A 19,983-nucleotide genomic window follows, 5' to 3' on the forward strand; every position below is an offset into this window, starting at 1 on the left:
CAGCGTTTGATACATCGAATGAACCAAACCGCCCACATATCTCTTCAGATACTCGCGATGTCAAAGAGCGCGGAGACAAAAAACCAACCAAAGCACTAATCCCTTAGCGCCACAGCCAGCTAACATCTCCAGAATTTCTACCCGAACCATCCAGCCTTCCGACCGTCCCGTCCGTCCCAACCGCGCCTCAGCGCCGCCGGTGAGGGGCCTTCTACGGATAGCTGTGGAGAGTCGCAAGTGAAAAAATCAGAAAAGTGACTTATCCACAGATTTTGGTCAAAACAGGCATTTCTCACCAAAAAATCAGGTATGCGCCCTCTCTCGACATAAGAGGTCACTTGTGACCTTCATGACCAAAGACCAAACTTCAGAAAGGAGCGGCGCGTGCAGCTCTATCGCATCGCCATATCTCTATTCGCGCCCGCTACTGTGGGGCTGTTTGCGTTGCGCTCCCTACAGGGGAGTGAAAGCCGCGACGCACTAAGAGAGCGCATGGGGCGCCCTACCCTGTCTGAAACACCGACCCTCTGGATGCATGGTGCCAGCAATGGAGAGCTTCATTCCGCACGACCATTAATAGAGCGCCTGCGCGACGCACGACCGGAGCTCGAGATCACTGTGACGACCAACACCGTGACGGGACGGGATATGGTGAATAGCTGGGGCATACCCCATGTCAGAGCTTTTTGTGCCCCACTGGATTTGCGCAACTGGACAAGCCGATTCCTGAAAGCCCGCCAAGTGATCGCGCTGATCAGCCTTGAGAACGAGCTCTGGCCAAACCGTATTACGCTTGCAGCACGGGCCGGGATGCCGGTCTTTCTGGTGGCAGCCAAGATATCCAAGAAATCCGCCCGCGTCTGGAAGCGCTTGCCTGCCTTGAGAAGAGAGATGTTTCAAAGCATCGCGCTTTTGGCACCCCAAGATCGCGGGTCGCGCAACCGGTTCAAGGCTCTGGGTGTCCGCGAGGACCAATTTGCACCCATTATTGAGTTGAAGTCGCTATACACCCCTGTCGACATGGTCCCGCCCCCATTACCGTTTCCGCGCGATCAAATTTGGCTGGCTGCATCCACGCATGAGGGAGAAGAGGCTCTCATCATACAGGCCCATAAAGAACGCATCGCCGCAGGGGAGCATAGTTTGCTCTTATTGGCCCCGCGCCACCCTAGGCGCGCCGCAGACATCAGGGCTCTGATCGAAGGCGCTGGCTTGAGCGTCGCGCAACGTAGTCAGCAGGAAACGGCAACTCCGGACACGCAGGTCTATTTGGTCGACACGATGGGCGAGATGCCGATGTGGTATCGTGCGGCGGGTGCAACCTTTGTCGCTGGGTCATTCGCAGCAAAGGGCGGACACACCCCGTTCGAACCTGCCGCCTATGGCACTGCAATTCTACATGGGCCTGACACCAGCAACTTCCGCCGGATCTACCGTGATCTGGACACCGCGCAAGCGGATCTGCCAGTGCAGAACGCCAGCGATCTGGCGACTGCGGTAACGCGCGCGTTGTCAGACCGCTCATCCTATGCCCAACGCGCAACTAAGGTCATTCAAGCTTCCACCGATCTTGACCCCTTGGTTGATCGCATTCTGGAACGGCTCCCACCAGCTAATGTCGATTAACCACTAGGGCGGAAACCCGCCCGCACGCCCCCGAAAGAATTCGCTTTTCCCTTAAAATGCGGCTAAAACTTGTCCGGCATTCTGATTGTTTTTGTGTCATCGCCCTAGACGACCCGCACCTTTCTCTCGGACGCATTCCTTTCGGAGTGATAGTTGAATGGCCTACAAGTATAACTACAAATCCCTATTGGTCGGCGGAGCAGACGGCTGGCACGACGGGAACAGCACCATCACCTATAGCTTTGCGTCTGGCAGTAGCCTGCCCGACTATTATCCGACTCGGATCAGAAACGGTGTTGAGGTCTGGAATATTTCTGGCGAGAAAGTTCCGACGACCCAAGGCGTTGAACTGACCGACGACGAGAAGGCGATGACCCTCCGCGCTATAGATGCGTGGAATGAGATCGCGAACGTAAATCTCGTATCCGTCGAGGGCACCAGTAGCGCTGTCGCACGCGAGAGCGTGACAGACAGCACCGCGCGGACCTATGCCTCGGTCTTGGCTTTCGCAGATGACGAGTCCGAAGAGATCGACCTGTCCGCTGTGTTCGAAGACGGACTGAACATGTTTGGCGAAACGCTGAACGCAGAGCAGATCTACGTGAATTCGAATGGCAGCCTGACCTTTGGCACAGGCTACGACGTCGCCACTCCGACAACTCTGAACAAAGCGACACCTGCGATGATCGCAGCGTTTTGGACCGACATCGTCACCGGCCCCGAGGGCATCACCAAAGAGATCGATGCCGAGGCGGGCACTGTCACCTTTGAGTGGCGTCACGTGACGAGCTATTCAGGCAGTCTCGAAGAAAGCGCGCCAGAAAACACCTTTAGCCTGACACTCGTGGATCAAGGCAATGGCGACTTCGACGTGGTCTTTGACTATTCCGAAATCGCTTGGGCATTCGAAGAAAATACCGGCCGAAAATCGGCGGCCGTTGCGGGCTTTGCGTCTCTCAGCAGCTTTTTCGAAACAGACTACTCTGCAAATGTCAGCGCGCTGAAGGCGCTGGACGAAATAACCGGAAACGCGGGCGAAACTGGCCTCTGGACCTATCAGTTCCGCGGCGGCGATCTTTACGTGGACGGGACACTGATCAGCTCCGGAACCGCACGGGGCTCGATCTTTGCTCAAGAGCCTGTTGCGGCATCATCGGTTGGGGACATCCTGATCGCAGGCACCGCATTCGATGATCCGAACCTCTACGGCTTTGTCAGCGGCCTGCCCTATGACGGCGCCTCAAATTGGCAGGACGAAATCGGAGATCTGTGGATCAACCACAGCAACGAAGATCAGTATGTTGGCGGCTCCCCCGTCTACGGGCATACCAGCTGGAACACTTATCTGCACGAATTAGGACATGCGCTGGGGCTCGAACATCCGAACAATGATCCCAATGATCTGGATATCACGACCCAATACACCGTGATGTCCTACAACGCCCATCCCGAAGAGGAATACGATCCGTTTAACAAACAGGCGTGGTCTCTGACCCCGATGGTTTGGGATATTCAGGCGATTCAGGATCTCTATGGGGTGAACACGGCCACGCGGACAGAAAACAACGTCTACTTCGGCGACGGCGGCGGACAAAATGGCAACGGCATCTACCAGTACGCCACTAACGCCGACAACGGGCGCGGCATGCAGGTCTTGGGCGAGGATGGGATCTACCGCGATGTGATTCTGACGATCTGGGATGCGGGCGGGACCGATCTGATCGACGCCTCTGATCTTGATACGGACAGCTTGATCGATCTGCGCAACGGCCGCTATTCCTCGATCGGAGAGATTGACGACAACATCGCCATCGCTGCGACCGTCAAAGTGGATGGCAGCGTCATAAACTATGTCGAAAACGCATGGGGCGGCAGCGGTGATGATGAGATCACAGGCAACAACGGCCGCAATCTGCTACGGGGCAACGCCGGGGCTGACACGCTCGAGGGGCTCGGCGGCAAAGACCGCCTGTTTGGCGGCGTGGGGAATGACACCCTTGACGGGGGCGCGGGCAAGGACAAGCTCCTTGGCGGTTCCCAAGCCGACGAGCTAAGTGGCGGCGGCGCGCGCGATCGCCTAATTGGCGGCGGTGGCGCCGACACACTCTACGGCGGCGGCGGCAATGATCTTCTCAAGGGACAGGGCAGCGACGACGATCTGTACGGCGGCGCGGGAAATGACACAATGATCGGTGGCAAAGGCGCGGATATCTTTGTCTTTGGGCTAGGGTCAGATCGCGTTCTGGACTTTGACACCTCGGCGACGGGGGATTGGGTCGATCTGAGCGCAGCTGCGGGCATTTCCGACTACACTGATCTGATCAACAACCACAGCACTGACACCGCATCCGGTGTCAGCCTCTTTGACGACGCGGGCAATGACATGCTTCTGCTGGGTATCGCGCAGGCCGATCTGGACGAAGCCTTCTTTTTCTTCGACTAGAATTCAGGCTGAATGCGCGTGCAAAGCCGCGCCAGCCTGTCGCGCACCTCTGGCCGGAGCTCCCCGTTTCGCGGGGAATCGCGCAGGGTGCTGAACCAATGGTCGGGCGGATTGCGTCCCAAACGGTGATTCTGGAATTCGAGACCGCGCAGAACAGATTGCGCGACTGGCGGCAGCACCTCTGGAATCAAGTACCCGTTCAGCGTGGCCCAAACGCCGGTCCAGAGCCGCCCCACAGACCAAGGGTTATAGCCCCCGCCCCCGAGGACCAGATACCGCGGCGCCATTTCCATCAAGGCAGCGACGATTTGCCAGTGGCTGTTGTTGGACAGGGTCAGACGAGAGAGCGGGTCTTCGGTCACGGCGTCCGCACCGCATTGTAGGACAATTGCTTCTGGGGCAAATGCAGCGACGGACGGCAGAATGAGCCGATCGCGAATCTCGGCCATTTCTGTGTCGTTCAGGCCAGAGGGCAGCGGCAAGTTAAACAGCGTTCCTGCCCCCACATCTTCCAGGGCGCCAGTGCGCGGCCAACGATTCTCTTCGTGCGTAGATATCATCAGAACATCAGGGTCAGCGCCGAACGCCACCTCGACCCCGTCGGGATGATGGGCATCAATGTCGATATACGCCACGCGCCGAACACCCGAGCGGCGCAATGACAAGATCGCCAATACCGGATCGTTCAAGTAGCAAAACCCGTTGGCGCGGGCGGGCATCCCGTGATGGGTGCCACCCGCGGGCGAATACACGATCCCGCCCTGCGCCAATAGCTCTCCGGCCAAGAGCGATGCCCCAGCCGAGGTCGCGGGCCTGCGCCACATTTCAGGGAAAACAGGATTGGCAGTGGTCCCCAGTCCGTAGCGTTCTTTGACCTCTGGGCTGGCGATCTGTGTCTGCTCGGCCAAAGCAAGCGCCCCCAGATAGTCGGGATCATGCCAAAGGCTGAGAGCTGCAGCCTTGGCGCGCGGACTCTGGACGTATTGCTCGGGCCCCAACCACCCCATTGCCCGCGACAGGTCCATCACAGTGGAAACGCGTGGCACCCGCAAAGGATGCCACGCGCCATATGACGATGTGCGATAAATGTCCGACCCGATGAACAGTGGGGCGTGTTTAGGGTCCTTGATCACTTTGGGCCGTACGCGGATTTAGTCCGCCAGTTCCTGTTCGATCTGCGACACGAGTTTGGGCGAGGTCGGCTTGACCATCGAGCCGTAGGTCGCGACCACCTCTCCCTCGCCAGAGATCAGAACCTTGTTGAAGTTCCAGCCCGGCTCAAATCCTGCGGTCTCTTTGACCCAGCGATAAAAAGGGTGCGCCTCGGTGCCTTTGACCTTGGAAATATCGGTCATGGGCAAGGTCAGGTCAAAATTCACTGCACAAAAATCCTTGACCGCTTCGGCCGAGGAAAGCTCTTGGCGAAAGTCATTGGAAGGCACCGCCAAAACCACGAGCCCCTGATCACTATACTTTTCGTGCAGTGCCTGCAGGTCATCGTACTGCGGGGTAAAACCGCAGCGTGAGGCGGTGTTCACCACCAGAACTGGACGCCCCTCCCAAGAGGCGGTGTCCATCTGCAAACCCTCGATCGAGGTGAAATCGAATTGGCTCATGCCGGCCCATGCCGAAGAAGCCGACAGAATAAATGCTGAAATGATGCATTGTCTGACAAACATGCGATGTCCTCCGAGAACGAGCTCTGCGGCTCTACCACCAATACGCGAGACAGCCAAATTAGTTTCACCTGCCCTGAAATATCGACAGGAATAGTGTCGCGCTCATCGGCTTTTCCCAAAGTAACATAGAAGCGAGATCGCCTCCGACCAGTCTCCTCATGCATCTGCGTATATTGCATTTATCCGGCAGTCCCATATTTTTAGCGAACTGCGGTTAAGGAGAGCCCATGATCCGCTATGATCTGAAATGCGCCGAAGGGCACAGTTTTGACAGTTGGTTCCAGTCTAGCAGCGCCTACGACAAGTTGGCCGCCGCCGGCATGGTGTCCTGCGCCATTTGCGGCAGCACCAAGGTCGAGAAAGCCATCATGGCCCCGCGTGTTTCCACCTCGGACAAGGCTGCCGCTGCAGTTCCGACCGAGCCGGTCGAAGCACCTGCGCCCAAGCTGACTGACAACAGCAAAACCGAAAAGATGCTGGCCGAGATGCGCAAGCATATCGAAAAGAATGCGACCTATGTGGGCGGCAACTTTGCGGCCGAAGCCCGTGCGCAGCATTTGGGCGACGCCCCCGAACGTGCGATCTATGGCGAAGCCAAACCCGAAGACGTCAAGAAGCTGATCGAAGACGACGTGCCTGTGGCCCCCCTACCCTTTACCCCGACACGAAAGACCAGTTGATGACAATCCTGATTACTGGCGCAAACCGCGGCATTGGCCATGAACTTTACACGCTCTACCAATCCAAAGGCGCATCGGTAATCGGAACAGCCCGGTGTAGAGCTGGCTTTGAACATCTTGAGGTGACCGACCCTGCGAGTCACACCGCTTTGGCGAACCGTCTGTCAGGGACCCCGATCGATCTGTTGGTCTGCAATGCCGGTGTTTATCTGGACACGGCCGAGACACTGGACGCCGGTTACCCCGCAGACATGTGGGCCGAAACCTTTGCCGTGAACGTCACGGGTGTGTTTCTAACGGTTCAGGCGCTGCTTCCGAATCTAAGATGCGCCGCTTCGCCAAAGATCGCGATCATTTCGTCACAAATGGCGTCACACACCAACGCACCTGGTGGCAGCTATATCTACCGCGCGTCCAAAGCGGCGTCGCTGAACCTTGGGCGCAATCTGGCGACCGATTTGCGCTCCGAAGGAATCGCCGTCGGCATCTATCACCCGGGCTGGGTACAGACCGACATGGGTGGCACAGCAGCCGACATTGATGTTTCCGAGTCGGCCAAAGGCCTTGCCGCGCAATTTGAGGCCCTAAGCATGGACACTACCGGCAAGTTTCTGACTTGGGACGGTCGCGAACACCCCTTCTGACCCTTGCGAAGCCGACGGTCTGCGCGTAAACGCGGGCGGACTTTAGGTGACAGGGGGGTTCTCATGCCTATCCTCGTGATGAAATTCGGCGGGACGTCCGTCGCAAACCTTGACCGCATCCGCCGCGCTGCAAAACGCGTGGGTCTGGAAGTGGCCAAGGGCTATGATGTCATTGTCATCGTTAGCGCCATGTCGGGCAAAACAAACGAGCTGGTCGGCTGGGTTAACGAGACCTCGCCGCTTTATGACGCGCGTGAATACGACGCCGTTGTCAGCTCGGGCGAGAATGTCACCGCTGGCCTGATGGCCCTGACTTTGCAGGAAATGGATGTGCCCGCACGCAGCTGGCAGGGTTGGCAGGTTCCGCTAAAGACAACGTCGGCGCATGGTCAGGCCCGGATCGAAGAGATCCCCACCGACAACCTGATGGACAAATTCGGCGAAGGCATGCGTGTGGCCGTGGTCGCTGGTTTCCAAGGGATCAGCCCCGAAGGCCGCATCACCACTCTGGGCCGTGGCGGCTCGGACACCACTGCTGTGGCCTTTGCAGCTGCGTTCGACGCCGAGCGTTGCGACATTTATACTGACGTGGACGGGGTCTATACTACCGACCCCCGCATCAGCGACAAAGCCCGCAAGCTGGACAAGATCGCGTTCGAGGAAATGCTCGAACTAGCCAGCCTTGGCGCCAAGGTGCTGCAAACCCGTTCGGTCGAATTGGCCATGCGCTATAATGTAAAATTGCGCGTCCTTTCCAGCTTTGAAGAACCGTCAGACGAGGCCGGTACGCTGGTCTGCGATGAGGAGGAAATCATGGAAGATAAAGTTGTCTCCGGTGTCGCTTACAGCCGCGACGAAGCGAAAATGACCCTCGTATCAGTCGAGGACCGTCCGGGTATCGCGGCCTCCATTTTCGGCCCCTTGGCCGACGCCGGCATCAACGTGGATATGATCGTCCAGAACATCTCGGACGAAGGCACCACCGACATGACCTTTAGCTGCCCCACCGATCAGGTGGCCCGTGCAGAAAAGGCGCTGAACGACGCCAAAGCGGCCGGAACCATCGGCTTCGAAGAGATCATCGCAGACACCAATGTCGCAAAAATCTCGGTCGTTGGCATCGGCATGCGCAGCCAGCCCGGCGTTGCAGCCAAGATGTTCAAGGTGCTGTCGAACGAAGGCATCAACATCAAGGTTATTGCCACTTCGGAAATCAAGATTTCCGTTTTGATCGACCGGAAATACATGGAACTCGCGGTTCAGGCACTGCATGATGCCTTTGAACTGGAGAAATCAGCCTAAGGGGCACCATGCCCGACGGAACCGAAAGCGAAAGCAGAAAACTACTTGTCCGACTGCGTGACACGCTCGCCGAAGGCGGCGCGGGTCAGGAGCGGTTGGACAAGATCACGCACCTGATCGCCAGCTCTATGCTGACCGAGGTGTGCTCGATCTATCTGTTTCGCGATGATGACACGCTCGAACTCTGCGCAACCGAGGGTCTGAAGGCCGAGTCGGTGCACCAGACCCGTCTGCGTTTGGGCGAGGGTCTGGTGGGCCGTGTCGCCAAAACCACCCAGATCGTCAACACGGCCGACGCGCCGTCCGAGCACGGCTTCCGCTACATGCCGGAAACCGGCGAAGAGGCGTATTCTTCCTTCCTTGGTGTGCCGATCCAGCGCCTTGGCGAAACGTTGGGCGTTCTGGTCGTGCAGTCAAAAGAGGCGCGCCAATTCTCGTCAGATGAAGTGTACGCTCTGGAAGTCGTTGCGATGGTTCTGGCCGAAATGGCGGAGCTCGGTGCGTTTGTCGGCGATGGAGCAGCGCTCAAAGCCCTGCATCAACAGCCCGTCCTATTCCGCGGCACTGTGGGCCAAGAAGGCACCGCCGAAGGCCATATTTGGCTGCACGAACCCCGCGTGGTTGTCACCAATCCTGTTGCCGAAGATCCCCAAGCCGAAACAGAGCGCCTGCGCGACGCCGTCAATGAATTGCGCTACTCTGTTGACCAGATGCTGTCTGTCGCCGAGGGCGGCGATGCCGACCATGTCCAGGTTCTCGAAGCCTACAAGATGTTCGCCAATTCCAAAGGCTGGCTCCGCCGCATGGAAGAGGACATCTCGCGCGGCCTGTCCGCCGAAGCTGCCGTGGAAAAAGAGCAGTCCATCGCACGCTCTCGCATGGCCCGTTCGACCGACGCCTACCTGCGCGAGCGTTTGAACGATTTGGATGATCTATCAAACCGCCTGCTTCGAATCCTGACAGGTCAGGGCAGCGACACCGGCGCAGAAATGCCCGATGATCCGATTCTCGTTGCCCGCAACATCGGCCCAGCCGAGCTGCTGGACTATGGCCGCCGGCTCAAAGGTGTGATTCTCGAAGAAGGCTCTGTCGGCAGCCATGCCGCAATCGTCGCCCGCGCTCTGGCGATTCCGTTGGTGGTGCACGCACGAAACATCACGACCGAAGCGCTGAACGGCAACCATGTGCTGCTCGATGGCGATCAGGGTGTGGTCCACCTGCGTCCCGACGAAAACGTGGTCAAAGCGTTTCGCGATCAGATGGCTATGCAAGCACAGGCCCAAGAGCGTTACGCCTCGATCCGTGACCTGCCTGCGGAAACACTGTGCGGCCGCCGAATCTCCCTGACCATGAATGCAGGGCTGATGGCCGACCTGCCCTCTTTGCCCACCTCGGGCGCCGAAGGCGTCGGCCTGTTCCGTACAGAACTCCAATTCCTTGTCCGGAACAAAATGCCCAAACGGGCCGAGCTTTCCGCGCTGTATGGCCGCGTGCTGGACGCCGCTGACGGTCAGCCGGTGGTGTTCCGGACTCTCGACATCGGGTCGGACAAGGTCCTGCCCTACATGAAGCCCAACGACGAACCAAATCCGGCTCTTGGCTGGCGCGCGATTCGCGTGGGCTTGGACAAACCCGGTGTGCTGCGGATGCAGTTACAGGCGCTGATCCGCGCTGCGAACGGCCGCCCTTTGTCCGTGATGTTCCCGTTCATCGCGCAGATGGATGAATTCACCGTCGCCCGTCAGGAAATCGATAAGGCCATGGCCCGCGAAGAGCGTCTGGGCCACGTGCTGCCGTCCGAGCTGAAAATTGGCACCATGCTCGAGACACCTTCGCTGGCCTTTGCCCCCCAGGCGTTCTTTGAGCAGGTAGATTTCGTTTCGATTGGCGGGAACGATCTGAAGCAGTTCTTCTTTGCCGCCGACCGTGAAAATGAACGCGTGCGGCGCCGCTATGACACGCTGAACGTCAGCTTCTTGTCCTTCCTCGAAGGGATCGTGAACCGCTGCCGGACCACAGGCACGCCGCTGTCCTTCTGTGGCGAAGATGCGGGCCGTCCGATTGAGGCCCTGTGCCTTGCCGCCATCGGGTTGCAGAGCCTGTCCATGCGCCCCGCGTCCATAGGGCCGGTCAAGCATCTGCTGCGCCGCACCAACCTCGAAGAGCTGTATCACGTGATTTCCGAGGCCCGCGAATCCGGTGTTCAAAGCGTGCGACCCGCAGTCATGGAATATCTGGCCAAGGCAGCGATTCCGCCCGCGAGCTAAGTTTTCCGCGAGTCCCGAACGTTATAGGGCGCCCCGACGGAGCGCCCTTTCGCTTTGGTCTGGTCAGGCAGCGTCTTCCCACTTGTGCACATCGCCGTAGATGCCCTTCCAATCGCCGATCCCGAGGACACGATCAGGGTTCGTGGGTGGCGGCATTTCTACGCCTGTCAGTTTTTCGAACCCGAAACGACTGTAGTACGGATAATCGCCCACCAGCATCACGCGCGGCCACCCCAATTCAGCAGTTCGACTGAGCGAGGCTTGCATTAGGATGCCCCCTAGCCCTTCGCCCTGACGCGTGGGGTGCACGGCGATCGGCCCCAAGAGCAAGGCTGGACTGTCACCGACCAGAACAGGCCAGAACCGGATCGCACCGGCCAGAATTTTATCGGGATCACGCGCGGTCAGGCTGAGTTCGGGCACACGGTCCACCCCGTCCCGCAGACGGTAGGACGACAGAGCCTCGCGACCGGGGGCAAAGCACAGATCATACAGGGCTTCGACCTCCCACACGTCCTCTGGCTGTTCTTGCGCAATCTCGAACACCTGACCTCCGATCTTTCGAGTGGCATGGCGGGTATCATGACACTACTTGTGTATCAATCACATAGGAGCAAAACATGTTCTATCGCCCCAGCGAAGGCCACGGTCTGCCACACAATCCGTTCAACGCCATCGTCACCCCGCGGCCCATTGGCTGGATCTCAACCCGTGATGCGGACGGGCGCGACAACTTGGCGCCCTATTCGTTTTTTAACGCGGTTGCTTACGTGCCCCCGCAAGTGATGTTTGCTTCAACATCTGCCAAAGCAGACCGCGGAGACACCAAGGACAGCGTCTCGAATATCCGCGAGACAGGCGTGTTTTGCGTGAATATCGTGGAATACGCGGCGCGCGATGTAATGAATGCCTCGTCAGCGACAGTGGAACGCGACATTGACGAATTCGAACTGGCCGGAATCGACAAAGCTGCTTGCGACACCATCGCCGCGTCGCGTGTCGCCAATGCCCCAGCCTCTCTGGAATGCAAGGTGACGCAGATCATCCAGCTCGAGGGTGAGTCGAACTTCGCGGTATTTGGCGAGGTGACAGGCATCCACATGCGGGACGACTGCATCGTAGACGGTCGCTTTGATGTGACGCGCTACCGGCCTTTGACCCGTCTAGGCTATCGTGACTACGGGGTGATCAAAGAGGTCTTTAGCCTGACCCGCCCCGACGACTGAGTCGCCTGCCGTATTCCCAAGTCCGCCCTGCCCGCGTATCCATACATGGACTGCATCAGACGGAGGGCGGCATGGACACCATGATCGGGATTATCGGAGGCAGCGGCCTCTATGACATCGACGGGCTAGAGGACGCCAAGTGGGTCAGCGTCGAAACCCCATGGGGAGCGCCGTCCGACCAGATCATGACCGGTGTGCTGGATGGTTTGAAGATGGCGTTCCTGCCTCGTCACGGGCGCGGCCACGTCCATAGCCCATCAACCGTGCCCTACCGCGCGAATATCGACGCGCTGAAACGCATCGGGGTAACGGATATCATCAGCCTGTCCGCCACAGGCAGTTTCCGCGAAGAAATGGCCCCCGGCGATTTCGTTATCGTGGATCAGTACATTGACCGTACCGGTGGCCGCGACAAATCCTTTTTCGGCACGGGCTGCGTCGCCCATGTCAGCCTTGCGCATCCGACCTGCCCTCGGCTGTCGGATATCCTTGCCGAAGCCGCCGCAACTGCGGGCGCCCGCGTTCACCGCGGCGGGACCTATCTGGCGATGGAAGGGCCGCAGTTCAGCACTTTGGGCGAATCAAAGCTTTACCGAGAGGTCTGGGGCTGCGACGTGATCGGCATGACCAACATGCCCGAGGCCGCTTTGGCCCGTGAGGCCGAGATCTGCTACGCCTCGGTCGCGATGGTCACCGACTATGACAGCTGGCACCCCGACCACGGCGAGGTCAGCGTCACCGACATCATCAAGACCCTGCAAGGCAACGGGGAAAAGGCGCGTGACACCATCCGCGCCCTGCCTGAACTGATCGACCGCGAACGTGCCCCCTGCCCCCACGAATGTGACCGCGCGTTAGAGTTTGCCATCATGACCGCGCCTGATAAACGGGACGCCGAACTTTTGAAGAAACTCGACGCGGTCGCTGGCCGCGTCCTGAAAGGCACCCCATGACACAGGTCCAAGACTACATCCGCACCATCGTCGATTTCCCCAAACCGGGCATTATGTTCCGCGACGTGACCACCCTGTTTAGCAATCCGCGCGGGTTTCGCATGGCGATCGACCAATTGCTGCACCCCTATGCGGGCGAGCGGATTGATGTAGTTGTGGGCCTCGAGGCGCGCGGATTTATCCTTGGCGGTGCGGTCGCGCACCAGCTGGGGACCGGTTTCGTGCCCGTCCGCAAAAAGGGCAAATTGCCCGGCACCGTGATCTCCGAAGCCTACACGCTCGAATACGGCGAGGCTGTGGTCGAGGTGCATGACGACGCGATCGCCCCCGGTCAGAACGTGCTGATTGTTGATGACCTGCTGGCCACGGGCGGGACTGCCGAGGCTGGGATCAAACTGGTGGAGCGCCTTGGCGGACAGATCGCAGGCTGCGCGTTTGTCGTGGACCTGCCTGATCTAGGGGGCCGGAAACGGCTGGAGGCGATGGACATCGACGTCCACGCGCTCTGCTCCTTCGAAGGGGACTAAAGATGACATCTGCCGCAGAGTTCGCCGCCGATTGGGAAGCGGGTTGGAACAGCCACGATCTGGACCGGATCATGGCCCACTACAGTCCTGATATCGTCTTCCGGTCGAAAAAGGCGGTGGCTCTGGTCGGCAGCGGAGAGGTGCGCGGGCATGACGCCCTGCGCGCCTACTGGCAGGCCGCGCTGGACAAGCAACCCGACCTGCATTTCACCGTCCGCGATGTGTTTGCGGGGCACGAGATGATGGTCATCACCTACGAAAACCATCGGGGCGTTCTGGCTGCAGAAACGCTCTATTTCGGCGCGGACGGCCTGGTCACCCAAGCCGCCGCCTGTCACGCGGGTTAAGCGCGCAGAATCACACCGGGGTTCATGATACCCTTGGGGTCCAGCGCCTGTTTGATCGCGCGCAGTGCCGCCAGCTTGACCGGATCGCTGTATTTCTCCAGATCGCTGACCTTCAGGCGGCCGACGCCATGCTCGGCGCTGACCGAACCGTTGTAGGCATGGACCAGATCATGGACACCGCTTTTCACCGCAGGGCGCAGGTCTTCGTAATCCGCGCGGGATTTTCCGGCAGCGGGGAAGACGTTGTAGTGCAAGTTGCCGTCTCCAAGGTGCCCAAAGCAATTCACCCGAACATCCCCAAGCGCCGCCATAGCTGCGTTCCCTTCGCGGATAAATTCGGGGATTCGGCTGATCGGGACAGAAATATCGTGGCTGCTGATTGAACCGATCCGGCGATTCCCCTCGGGGATATTCTCGCGGATGTTCCACAGGTCGGTGCGCTGTTGCTCGGACTGTGCAATCAGCCCATCAGTGACGATCCCCGCTTCGAAGGCTTCGGCAAATAGGGTCTCTAGCGCCTCGGCAGGGTCCAAACCTTTGGCAAGTCCCACATCGGTCAGAACGCTCCATTCCGGCGCTTCGTCATAGGGCAGACGCAGTTCGGGCATGGTTTCCTGCAAGAACTCCCAGCCTTGGCGATGCATAATTTCGAAGGCGCTGATCCCCTCGGCCATATGGCCACGGGCCATGGCCAGCAGTTCCGTCGCCGCCTCGGGCGAGGGTACAACGAACAGCGCGGTCCCTTCGCTGGCGGGAATCGGGAACAGCTTCAAAGCGGCGGCGGTTATGATCCCGAGCGAGCCCTCGGACCCGATCATCAGGTTGCGTAGATCATAACCCGTGTTGTCTTTGCGCAGGCGGGTCAGGCCGTTCCAGATGTCTCCGTTCGGCATCACGACCTCTAGTCCCAGACACAGGTCGCGCGCATTTCCGTAGCGCAGCACATTCAGACCGCCTGCGTTCGTTGCCAGATTGCCCCCGATCCGCGCCGAGCCCTTGGCTGCAATCGACAACGGAAACAGCCGGTCCTCTTTTTCGACAGCCGTGTGCAGATCTTGCAGAATGCAGCCCGCTTCGGCCACCAGAACGTTTTCCTCGGGGTAGATCGCGCGCACCGCATTCATCCGTTCGAGCGAAATGATCAGCGGCTCAATTCCGTCCTGCGCGATCTGCCCACCGACGAGGCCGGTGCCTCCTCCATAGGGAACGACCGGAACACCCGCTGCGTGGGCAAATTTCACCGCGAGCGATACCTCTTCGGTGTTGGCGGGTGCGATAAGTAGGCCGCCCTGCCCTTTGTAGCGGCCGCGGGGTTCTTCCAAATACCGAGGTTCGAGTTCGCGGAATGCAGCGGCAGGCAAGGCATCCCGCAGGGCGCCTTCGATCGAAGTCACGGGGGTCATGGGCTCTCCTATTCAGCGCCCAAGTCTTGGGCCGAAATCGGACGAGGTTCAAGCACCACAACTGTCGGGCGCGAGGGTAAATTCCGCAGGGAGACGTCGATCTGCGACTCGCCCGTGCGCTGGATTGCGAAATCCTGTTCCATACGCGCGATGAACTGTTCCAACGTCAGGCGGCCGAACCAGTGCATCGGAATGATGATCGAGGATTTCAGCCGCTGCATAACTCGCACCACCGACGGCTGATCTAGCGTCATACCGCCATCCACAGCCACCATTGTGACATCCAATCGGCCCATTGCGGCGTATTGCGCCGCCGAGGGTTCGTGATGCAAGTGCCCCATATGGCCGATACAAAGCCCGCCCACTTCGAAAATAAAGATCGAGTTGCCATTCTCGCCCGCCGAGCCAGAACCCCGCCGGTTGTCAGTGGTCACGTTGCGCACCAGCATGTCCCCAAGGTCGAGATAGTGCACCGCTGCATTGCCCTCAGCATCAGGCCAGCCCTGCAAAACATGTGTGATGTCGGGGTCGGGGAAGCTTGTCCAGTGGGTCCCATGGGCGTTGTTCATAGTGGCAACGTCCGGCGTAAAATCCCCTTGCCCCAGATAACCGGAATAGTCTGTCACCGCTGTCAAGCCGCTCTGAGTGCCGATCAAAAACATCGCGTGGTCCAAATAGCGGATACGGACGGTGTATTCGTCTGCGATTGGATCGGAAAAACTGGCAAGCTGCACGTATTCAAGACCCGGCGCGCTGTTGGCCACCGCGATGCAATGACTGGGCCGGCGTTCTTGGGCCTGAGCTGCCCCTGCAGTCACTAGAATAAGAAGTGAGATGAGACGAAATACCATGTGCGATCCCCCGTGTTCGCCCAAAGGCTAACACAGGTTCTGCGCGATCCGGTCTTCACGGATCGGTCAACTAAACCGTCTTGCCCCGTCGATCATGGCGAAGAGCTGCGAAAAGCACATGATTACGCCAGCGACCGTCGATCTGCAGATAGGATTGCGCGACGCCCTCGTACTTGAACCCGCATTTTTCGAGCACGCCGTGCGAGGGCTTGTTTTCCGGCAGGCAGGCCGCTTCGATCCGGCTCAGGTCCATGCGCGTAAAGGCATGGTGCACAATCGCGGCAATCGCTTCGGTCATATATCCTTGGCGGGCAAAGGGTTCGCCGATCCAGTAACCGATCGTGCCCATCTGCGCAGGCCCTCGACGTACATTGTCCAAGGTAATCGCACCAAGCAGCATGTCATCAGACCGACGGATCATAAATAGCGGCACAGCGGTGCCCTGAGACATGGATCGACTGGCCCAGTAAACGCGGTTGGTAAAGGCTTTGCGGCTGAGATGATCCTCGGCCCATGTGGGTTCCCACGGTGTCAGGAAATCACGACAGGAAAAACGCAGCGTGCTCCACGCACGGTAGTCGCCATGGAGCGGGAGTCGTAACGTCATACGCTCGGTCTCCAGGCGAAACTTCCGTTTGTTCAGCAGCATTTATCCAGCCAGCCTCTCTTTCAACGCGGCCAGGAAAGGCGCATTGTCTACGGGACCATAGAGCGCCATCGCGGACGGCGCATTGGTGGCAAGATTGATTCCGAAATCACGCACGTTTTCAAGAGTAACGGCATCGATTCGCGCTACAGTCTCTGACAAATCGGGCACACGGCCCCAGATCGACATCATACGGGCCAAACGTTCAGCACGATTCGACGGGCTTTCGAGTCCCATGAGCATGCCGGCCTTCATCTGGGCACGGGCGCGATCAATCTCGGCGATACGCAGATCCTCGTTGATACGGCGCATTTCGTCGATGGTGACTTCTGCCAATTCACCCAGCTGTTCGGCGCTGGTACCAGCGTAAACGGTGATTAGGCCGGTGTCGGAATAAGCGCCCGCTTGGCTAAAGATCGTGTAGCACAAACCGCGGTGTTCGCGAATTTCCTGGAACAGACGAGAGGACATCCCTCCCCCCAGCGCGTTCGCATAGATCTGGCCGGTAAAGAAATCATCCGCACGGTAGCCGGGGCTTTCAAAGGCCAACGTGAAGTGCGCCTGCTCCAGCTTTTTCACTTCGCGGCGCTCGCCCCCTTGGAATGCTGCAGCGTCTTCGTGCTGTGCCGAACCCGGCTTCATATGACCGAACAGCTTCTCCGCCTCGCGCACGATAGCGTCGTGGTCGACAGCGCCAGCTGCCGACAGAATCATTTGGCCGGGGCCATAGTGTTCCTCGACAAAGCCCGACAAATCCTCGCGGCTGAAGTGGCGCACGCGCTCGGAGGGTCCAAGGATGGTCCGACCAAGAGGTTGGTTTGGGTAGGCCTCTTCTTGCAACCAGTCAAAGATCACGTCGTCAGGCGTGTCCAGCGCCTGACCGATCTCTTGCAAAATCACGCCACGTTCGACCTCGATCTCGTTCTCGTCAAAGGTCGGGTTCAGCAGAATGTCCGCAATCACGTCTAGCGCCAGTGGCACGTCATTTGCCAACACGCGGGCGTAATAGGCTGTGACCTCTCGCGAGGTATAGGCGTTGATATACCCGCCCACATCCTCGATCACTTCGGCAATCTCCAGCGCAGAGCGACGTTTGGTGCCTTTGAAGGCCATGTGCTCTAGGAAGTGGGCAATGCCGTTCTGTTCTACCCTTTCGTGGCGCGCACCGGCACCGACCCAAATCCCGATCGCAGCGGATTCGAGGCCAGGCATGTGCTCCGTCACAACGCGGAAGCCATTGGAAAGGGTATGGGTCTGAACGGTCAAAGGTGGATCCGATCCTTAATTAGAGTTTCAATCGCCAGCAGGTCGTTTTCGACGCGGGTCACGCGTTCCGAACGCTCATATAGGTCAGCCATCCGCGGGGGAAGCCCCGGACGCACGCCTGTAGCTTTCTCAACCGCATCGGGGAATTTCGCGGGGTGCGCAGTTGCAAGAGTAACCATCGGACTGCTGCCCATATGCGCTTCTGCAACATGTACGCCAACCGCGCTGTGGGGACACAGCAGCTCTGCCGAATGCTTCAGAGTGCGCGTAATCGTTGCCAGCGTTTCCTCTTCGGAACAGCGACCACTGTCGAAGTTCTCTCGCAGAGCCTGCAAGGCACCTTGGCTAACCTTGAAGCCGCCTGCTTTGAGTTCGTCCATCAGTTGCGCAACGGCCGTGCCGTCGCGGCCATAGGCATCGAACAGCGCACGCTCAAAGTTCGAAGACACCTGAATGTCCATCGACGGGCTGATTGAGGGGATCACGCCGTCGACCATGTATTCGGACGTCGACAGGCAGCGGTGCAGGATGTCGTTCTGGTTGGTCGCGACGACCAGACGATCAATCGGCAGGCCCATGCGCTTCGCGATGTACCCAGCGAAGATATCGCCAAAGTTGCCGGTCGGCACGGTGAAGCTGACCTTGCGATGGGGCGCACCCAGAGCAACCGCCGAGGTGAAGTAGTAGACCACCTGCGCCAGAACACGGGCCCAGTTGATGCTGTTCACGCCCGCCAGCTTCACGCCATCGCGGAACTCGAAGTCGTTAAACATGTCTTTGACGCGGGCCTGACAGTCATCAAAGTGACCGTCCAGCGCCAGCGCGTGCACGTTGTCTTCGGACGGGGTGGTCATCTGACGACGCTGCACTTCAGACACACGGCCATGGGGGAACAGGATGAACACGTCCACCGCGTCCAGACCACGGAACGCTTCGATCGCGGCAGAACCGGTATCGCCCGAGGTCGCGCCCACAATGGTCACGCGGCTGTCGCGGCGCTTGAGCTCAAATTCGAACAGCTGACCGATGAGCTGCATGGCGAAGTCTTTGAACGCCAAGGTCGGCCCATGGAACAGCTCACACAGGAAATGACCGGGTGCGAGTTGCTTGAGCGGCGCGCGGGCGTCGTGGCCGAAACCGGCATAGGCCCGTTCGATGATCCCGCGGAATTCGTCGTCGGTGAATGACGTTCCCAGATAAGGACGCATCACACGAAAGGCGACTTCCTCATAAGGAAGGCCAGCCAGCGCGGCGATGTCTTCGGCCGTCATGGTGGGGATCTCGGCGGGAACATAGAGACCACCGTCGCGTGCGAGGCCAGTCAGCATCGCCTCGTCAAAGGTCAGCGTCGGCGCAGAGCCTCGGGTCGAGATGTATTGCATCATTCGGGCCTTTCATCTTTTGCCCTGCGGTCGCGCCACAGGAGGTATGCAATGCCGATAATCCAGATCGCGGCGAAACTGAACCACGTTACGGCGTATTCAAGGTGATTGTTCGGGATACCTGCCGTGTCCACCGGCCAAGGGGTCACACGCGGTTCGGGATAGTCGGTGTCGCGGACGACGATCAGGATCGGCTCGGCGTCGAGAGCCTGCGCCATCTGCGGGATATCGCGCGAGAACCAGTCGTTGTTCACAAGGTCATTTCCAGGGGTGGAGCCTGTACGCTCGTCCGGCCAATGCAGGTTGCCGATGATGGTCGCATCGTGTTCGGGACGGGTGTCGTCCTTGGCATTGATGGCGACGAACCCCCGATCCAGCATCAGGCGGCGGCCATCCTCGGTCTCGAACGCAGTGATGATCCGGTAGCCAGCCCCCTGCCCCCGCGCCGAGGCCAATACGTGCAGCTCATCGGTCGTGACCGTGCCGGTCACACTGACTGGCAGATAGCGGTCCGCGATGGGATCCGGGTTGGCGGGCACGGCAACAGGCGCTTGGGTGATGTGGGCTTCAATATCGGCCAGCATCTGGTTTTTCCACGCCAGACGCTCCACCTGCCATTTGCCAAGCCCGAGCAGGACAGCCGCAACAGCGATACCGACCACGATCAGGATTACAGAGCGACGCATTTCGGGCCTTTCAAACGAAAACAAGGTGCGCATCTTGCGCACCTTGCTGTGATAT

19 protein-coding genes are annotated in these 19,983 nt (G+C 59.1%); 10 read left to right on the plus strand and 9 right to left on the minus strand.

Annotated features, from left to right (window positions below):
- The first annotated feature begins 492 nt into the window (after positions 1-492).
- Both N4A58_RS13645 and N4A58_RS13650 read left to right on the plus strand, forming a co-directional pair.
- Positions 493-1,626 carry a glycosyltransferase N-terminal domain-containing protein gene (locus N4A58_RS13645; protein ID WP_293710455.1) on the plus strand — a complete coding sequence of 378 codons (1,134 nt, stop codon included), beginning with the start codon at positions 493-495 and terminating at the stop codon, positions 1,624-1,626.
- Between the two features lie 157 nt (positions 1,627-1,783).
- Positions 1,784-4,069 (plus strand): M10 family metallopeptidase, encoded by a 2,286-nt coding sequence (locus N4A58_RS13650; RefSeq protein ID WP_293710457.1) that lies wholly within the window; start codon positions 1,784-1,786, stop codon positions 4,067-4,069.
- On the opposite strand, the gene N4A58_RS13655 is transcribed toward N4A58_RS13650, so the two are convergent.
- Complete coding sequence (locus tag N4A58_RS13655) at positions 4,066-5,220, minus strand: acetoin utilization protein AcuC (RefSeq protein WP_293710503.1); 1,155 nt, start codon at positions 5,218-5,220, stop codon at positions 4,066-4,068. The two genes, N4A58_RS13650 and N4A58_RS13655, sit on opposite strands and share 4 nt — an antisense overlap.
- Positions 5,221-5,748, minus strand: coding sequence for a glutathione peroxidase (locus N4A58_RS13660; protein ID WP_293710459.1), 528 nt, complete (start codon positions 5,746-5,748; stop codon positions 5,221-5,223).
- A 227-nt stretch (positions 5,749-5,975) separates the two neighbouring features.
- Between N4A58_RS13660 and N4A58_RS13665 the strand changes: the two genes are divergently transcribed.
- The 4 genes from N4A58_RS13665 (at position 5,976) to ptsP (ending at position 10,641) form a co-directional block, all read left to right on the plus strand.
- A complete protein-coding gene (locus tag N4A58_RS13665; protein WP_293710461.1) occupies positions 5,976-6,428 on the plus strand; it encodes a DUF1178 family protein in 453 nt (150 codons plus the stop codon).
- Positions 6,428-7,072, plus strand: coding sequence for an SDR family oxidoreductase (locus N4A58_RS13670; protein ID WP_293710463.1), 645 nt, complete (start codon positions 6,428-6,430; stop codon positions 7,070-7,072). Before N4A58_RS13665 ends, N4A58_RS13670 begins: the two co-directional genes overlap by 1 nt.
- Positions 7,073-7,135: 63 nt before the next feature.
- Positions 7,136-8,374: an aspartate kinase gene (locus N4A58_RS13675; RefSeq protein WP_293710465.1), complete on the plus strand. Its 1,239-nt coding sequence runs from the start codon at positions 7,136-7,138 to the stop codon at positions 8,372-8,374.
- 8 nt (positions 8,375-8,382) lie between these two features.
- The gene (gene ptsP / locus N4A58_RS13680; RefSeq protein ID WP_293710467.1) at positions 8,383-10,641 is read left to right on the plus strand and encodes a phosphoenolpyruvate--protein phosphotransferase; all 2,259 of its coding nucleotides are present in this window, start codon (positions 8,383-8,385) and stop codon (positions 10,639-10,641) included.
- Positions 10,642-10,704: 63 nt separating this feature from the next.
- Here the strand turns inward: ptsP and N4A58_RS13685 are convergent, their stop codons facing one another.
- Entirely contained in the window at positions 10,705-11,187 is a 483-nt protein-coding gene (locus N4A58_RS13685; protein ID WP_293710469.1) for a GNAT family N-acetyltransferase, read from the minus strand.
- 74 nt (positions 11,188-11,261) lie between these two features.
- Here N4A58_RS13685 and N4A58_RS13690 point away from each other — a divergent pair, with 74 nt between their 5' ends.
- The 4 genes from N4A58_RS13690 (at position 11,262) to N4A58_RS13705 (ending at position 13,694) form a co-directional block, all read left to right on the plus strand.
- The gene (locus N4A58_RS13690) at positions 11,262-11,867 is read left to right on the plus strand and encodes a flavin reductase family protein (RefSeq protein ID WP_293710471.1); all 606 of its coding nucleotides are present in this window, start codon (positions 11,262-11,264) and stop codon (positions 11,865-11,867) included.
- Between the two features lie 71 nt (positions 11,868-11,938).
- A complete protein-coding gene (locus tag N4A58_RS13695; RefSeq protein WP_293710473.1) occupies positions 11,939-12,820 on the plus strand; it encodes an S-methyl-5'-thioadenosine phosphorylase in 882 nt (293 codons plus the stop codon).
- A complete protein-coding gene (locus N4A58_RS13700) occupies positions 12,817-13,347 on the plus strand; it encodes an adenine phosphoribosyltransferase (protein ID WP_293710475.1) in 531 nt (176 codons plus the stop codon). The genes N4A58_RS13695 and N4A58_RS13700 overlap by 4 nt, the downstream gene beginning before the upstream one ends.
- Positions 13,348-13,349: 2 nt before the next feature.
- Positions 13,350-13,694 (plus strand): nuclear transport factor 2 family protein, encoded by a 345-nt coding sequence (locus N4A58_RS13705; protein WP_293710477.1) that lies wholly within the window; start codon positions 13,350-13,352, stop codon positions 13,692-13,694.
- On the opposite strand, the gene N4A58_RS13710 is transcribed toward N4A58_RS13705, so the two are convergent.
- The 6 genes from N4A58_RS13710 to N4A58_RS13735 form a co-directional block, all read right to left on the minus strand.
- A complete protein-coding gene (locus N4A58_RS13710; protein ID WP_293710479.1) occupies positions 13,691-15,097 on the minus strand; it encodes an FAD-binding oxidoreductase in 1,407 nt (468 codons plus the stop codon). The two genes, N4A58_RS13705 and N4A58_RS13710, sit on opposite strands and share 4 nt — an antisense overlap.
- 8 nt (positions 15,098-15,105) lie before the next feature.
- Positions 15,106-15,948: an MBL fold metallo-hydrolase gene (locus N4A58_RS13715; RefSeq protein WP_293710481.1), complete on the minus strand. Its 843-nt coding sequence runs from the start codon at positions 15,946-15,948 to the stop codon at positions 15,106-15,108.
- Between the two features lie 70 nt (positions 15,949-16,018).
- Positions 16,019-16,597, minus strand: coding sequence for a GNAT family protein (locus tag N4A58_RS13720; protein ID WP_072705736.1), 579 nt, complete (start codon positions 16,595-16,597; stop codon positions 16,019-16,021).
- On the minus strand, positions 16,598-17,860 hold the full coding sequence (locus N4A58_RS13725; RefSeq protein ID WP_293710484.1) for a pitrilysin family protein: 1,263 nt from the start codon (positions 17,858-17,860) through the stop codon (positions 16,598-16,600).
- Positions 17,857-19,242, minus strand: coding sequence for a threonine synthase (thrC, locus tag N4A58_RS13730; protein WP_293710505.1), 1,386 nt, complete (start codon positions 19,240-19,242; stop codon positions 17,857-17,859). Before thrC ends, N4A58_RS13725 begins: the two co-directional genes overlap by 4 nt.
- A complete protein-coding gene (locus tag N4A58_RS13735) occupies positions 19,242-19,928 on the minus strand; it encodes an SURF1 family protein (RefSeq protein WP_293710486.1) in 687 nt (228 codons plus the stop codon). Before N4A58_RS13735 ends, thrC begins: the two co-directional genes overlap by 1 nt.
- Positions 19,929-19,983 lie beyond the last annotated feature (55 nt).

The organism is Donghicola sp. (assembly GCF_025210255.1).
Classification (GTDB): Bacteria; Pseudomonadota; Alphaproteobacteria; order Rhodobacterales; family Rhodobacteraceae; genus Donghicola; species Donghicola eburneus.